Consider the following 579-nt stretch of genomic DNA (forward strand, 5'->3'; position numbering starts at 1 on the left):
CCCGGCGCTCGTGGCTGCGGCGGCTGACGCGACACAGGGCACGCACCCAGTTCGAGCGCGAACAGGCGGGCCTTGCCCCCCCTCTGCTGTCCGAGGACTGGCCGCGCCTGTGGCGGCACGACCTGCGGGGCAGTTCCTCACAGCATGTAGCGCTGGCGGGACTGCGCACATTGCAGACCTTGCGGCCGGAACTGGCCGTGCTGGCCGCGACCTCCGGCACCAGCGGCGCGGTGTATGATATCCCTGACCCGCACTGGCCCTGCGGCCTGCAGGAACACGGCATGGCAGGCATGCTGTCTGGCATGGCGCTGCATGGCGGCGTGCTGGCCTGCGGCGTGGCGGGCATGATCACCATCGACCGCATGCGCCCCGCCCTGCGCATGACCGCCCTCATGCGCCGCCGGGTGCTGTATCTTCTGACCAATGATGGTCTGGCCCTGAGCGATGGCGGAGGCGGCTGGCAACCCGTGGAGCAACTGGCCAGCCTGCGCGCCATGCCGCATCTGGCCGTGTTCCGCCCAGCCAATGCGCAGGAAACTTTCGCCTGCTGGCAGGCCGCCCTGCTCTGGCCCGAAGGCC

At 70.5% G+C, this 579-nt stretch carries 1 pseudogene; it reads left to right on the forward strand.

Annotated features, from left to right (window positions below):
• Nucleotides 1–579, forward strand: a pseudogene (locus tag JCM25143_RS20485) (transketolase-like TK C-terminal-containing protein); the annotation flags it as partial.

Origin of the sequence: Acetobacter papayae JCM 25143, assembly GCF_000613285.1 — a bacterium.
GTDB classification, from domain to species: domain Bacteria; phylum Pseudomonadota; class Alphaproteobacteria; order Acetobacterales; family Acetobacteraceae; genus Acetobacter; species Acetobacter papayae.